This window comes from Candidatus Blastococcus massiliensis AP3 (assembly GCF_000582785.1).
Lineage (GTDB): Bacteria > Actinomycetota > Actinomycetes > Mycobacteriales > Geodermatophilaceae > Blastococcus > Blastococcus massiliensis.
On sequence record NZ_HG931176.1, the window covers coordinates 2180 to 5680 of the forward strand.

A 3501-nucleotide genomic window follows, 5' to 3' on the forward strand; every position below is an offset into this window, starting at 1 on the left:
CGGGTCTGGTGGGGTCGGGTGATCGGTGGCTGGTCGTACGTTGAGAACTGCACAGTGGACGCGAGCATCTTCTGACTCTTGTATGTGTGAGAGTTCTTGTAGGCCCGCACAGCGCTTCCTTCCGGGGGTGGTGTGTGGGGTTTTTTTGTGTGGCCAAGTTGTTAAGGGCACACGGTGGATGCCTGGGCACCAGGAGCCGATGAAGGACGTAGGAGGCTGCGATAAGCCTCGGGGAGCTGTCAACCGAGCGTTGATCCGAGGATTTCCGAATGGGGGAACCCCGCACCAGTCATGTGGTGTGACCCGCGCCTGAACACATAGGGCGTGTGGAGGGAACGTGGGGAAGTGAAACATCTCAGTACCCACAGGAAGAGAAAACAACAGTGATTCCGTGAGTAGTGGCGAGCGAAAGCGGATGAGGCTAAACCGATCGCATGTGATAGCCGGCAGGCGTTGTGTGGTCGGGGTCGTGGGACCGTTCCGTTCCTTCTGCCGAGGGGACAGGGAGTAAGAAAAGACTGTGTTAGTGGAAGGCCTCTGGAAGGGGTCGCCGTAGAGGGTGAGAGCCCCGTACACGAAAACTCAGTCTCTCCCGAGCGTGTTCCCAAGTAGCACCGAGCCCGTGAAATTCGGTGTGAATCTGGCGGGACCACCCGCTAAGCCTGAATACTCCCTGGTGACCGATAGCGGACAAGTACCGTGAGGGAAAGGTGAAAAGTACCCCGGGAGGGGAGTGAAATAGTACCTGAAACCGTGTGCCTACAAGCCGTGAGAGCCTTAGCCTTCGGGCGGGGTGATTGCGTGCCTTTTGAAGAATGAGCCTGCGAGTTAGTGGTACGTGGCGAGGTTAACCCGTGTGGGGTAGCCGTAGCGAAAGCGAGTCCGAACAGGGCGACCTGAGTCGCGTGCCCTAGACCCGAAGCCGAGTGATCTACCCATGGCCAGGTTGAAGCGCGGGTAAGACCGCGTGGAGGACCGAACCCACTTAGGTTGAAAACTGAGGGGATGAGCTGTGGGTAGGGGTGAAAGGCCAATCAAACTCGGTGATAGCTGGTTCTCCCCGAAATGCATTTAGGTGCAGCGTCACGTGTTTCTTGCCGGAGGTAGAGCACTGGATGGCCGATGGGCCCCACAAGGTTACTGACGTCAACCAAACTCCGAATGCCGGTAAGTGAGAGCGTGGCAGTGAGACTGCGGGCGATAAGGTTCGTAGTCGAGAGGGAAACAGCCCAGATCATCGGCTAAGGCCCCTAAGCGTGTGCTAAGTGGAAAAGGATGTGGAGTCGCAGAGACAACCAGGAGGTTGGCTTAGAAGCAGCCACCCTTGAAAGAGTGCGTAATAGCTCACTGGTCAAGTGATTCCGCGCCGACAATGTAGCGGGGCTCAAGCACACCGCCGAAGCCGTGGCATTCACGCAATAGCCCGTCGGTCCCCTCGAGGGGCCGGCCAGGCGTGTGGATGGGTAGGGGAGCGTCGTGTGGCGGTTGAAGCGGCGGAGTGATCCAGCCGTGGACGCCACGCGAGTGAGAATGCAGGCATGAGTAGCGAGAGGGGAGTGAGAAACTCCCCCGCCGGAAGACCAAGGGTTCCTGGGCCAGGCTAATCCGCCCAGGGTGAGTCGGGACCTAAGGCGAGGCCGACAGGCGTAGTCGATGGACAACGGGTTGATATTCCCGTACCCGCGAAGGAACGCCCATGCTGAACCCAGCGATACTAACCGTCCGAAGCCGGTGAGGTCACTTGTGACTGATCTGGTGGAGCACGGGACCTGGACTGGTAGTAGGCAAGCGATGGGGTGACGCAGGAAGGTAGTCCTACCGGTGAGTGGTAGTACCGGTGCAAGGGTGTGGCCCGCGGAATAGGCAAATCCGTTCCGCACGAGGGTGAGACCTGACGCATAGCCGATTGAGGCGAATTGGATGATCCTATGCTGCCGAGAAAAGCCTCTAGCGAGTTCCGAGCGGCCCGTACCCCAAACCAACTCAGGTGGTCAGGTAGAGAATACCAAGGCGATCGAGCGAACTGTGGTTAAGGAACTCGGCAAAATGCCCCCGTAACTTCGGGAGAAGGGGGGCCATCTACTGTGAACCGCCTTGCGCGGGGCAGCGGTGGGTGGCCGCAGAGACCAGTGAGAAGCGACTGTTTACTAAAAACACAGGTCCGTGCGAAGTCGTAAGACGATGTATACGGACTGACGCCTGCCCGGTGCTGGAACGTTAAGGGGACGGGTTAGCCGCAAGGCGAAGCTCAGAACTCAAGCGCCAGTAAACGGCGGTGGTAACTATAACCATCCTAAGGTAGCGAAATTCCTTGTCGGGTAAGTTCCGACCTGCACGAATGGCGTAACGACTTCTCAGCTGTCTCAACCACAGGCTCGGCGAAATTGCACTACGAGTAAAGATGCTCGTTACGCGCGGCAGGACGGAAAGACCCCGGGACCTTTACTATAGCTTGATATTGGTGTTCGGTTCGGCTTGTGTAGGATAGGTGGGAGACTGCGAAGCGGGCACGCCAGTGTTCGTGGAGTCGCCGTTGAAATACCACTCTGGTCGAATTGGATGTCTAACTTCGGTCCGTGATCCGGATCAGGGACAGTGTCAGGTGGGTAGTTTAACTGGGGCGGTTGCCTCCCAAAATGTAACGGAGGCGCCCAAAGGTTCCCTCAGCCTGGTTGGCAATCAGGTGTCGAGTGCAAGTGCACAAGGGAGCTTGACTGTGAGACCGACGGGTCGAGCAGGAGCGAAAGCTGGGACTAGTGACCCGGCACCGGCATGTGGAAGCGGTGTCGCTCAACGGATAAAAGGTACCCCGGGGATAACAGGCTGATCTTCCCCAAGAGTCCATATCGACGGGATGGTTTGGCACCTCGATGTCGGCTCGTCGCATCCTGGGGCTGGAGTAGGTCCCAAGGGTTGGGCTGTTCGCCCATTAAAGCGGTACGCGAGCTGGGTTTAGAACGTCGTGAGACAGTTCGGTCCCTATCCGCCGCGCGCGTAAGAGACTTGAGAAGAGCTGTCCCTAGTACGAGAGGACCGGGACGGACGAACCTCTGGTGTGCCAGTTGTACCGCCAGGTGCACTGCTGGTTAGCTACGTTCGGCAGGGATAACCGCTGAAAGCATCTAAGCGGGAAGCTCGCTTCAAGATGAGGTCTCTCACCGGGTCAACCGGGTAAGGCCCCCGCCCAGACCAGCGGGTTGATAGGCCGGAAGTGGAAGCACCGCAAGGTGTGGAGCTGACCGGTACTAATAGGCCGAGGGCTTGACCACACATACCCACTCGAACATCGAGCACCGGGATGTCAGGCCAACAAGATTGTTACGCGTCCACTGTGCGGTTCTGAACGCACGAACCAGCAACCTGGTTCGACATGTTCACAGAGTTACGGCGGCCATGGCGAGAGGGAAACGCCCGGTCTCATTCCGAACCCGGAAGCTAAGCCTTTCAGCGCCGATGGTACTGCCCTGGAGACGGGGTGGGAGAGTAGGACGCCGCCGGACA

Annotated in this window: 2 rRNA genes; both read left to right on the forward strand. The window is 58.3% G+C overall.

Features of this window, described 5'->3' with window-relative positions:
- Positions 1-151: 151 nt before the first annotated feature.
- Positions 152-3269 (forward strand): 23S ribosomal RNA (locus tag BN344_RS18715).
- A 114-nt stretch (positions 3270-3383) separates the two neighbouring features.
- Positions 3384-3500, forward strand: a 5S ribosomal RNA gene (gene rrf, locus BN344_RS18720).
- The last annotated feature ends 1 nt before the right edge of the window (position 3501 follow it).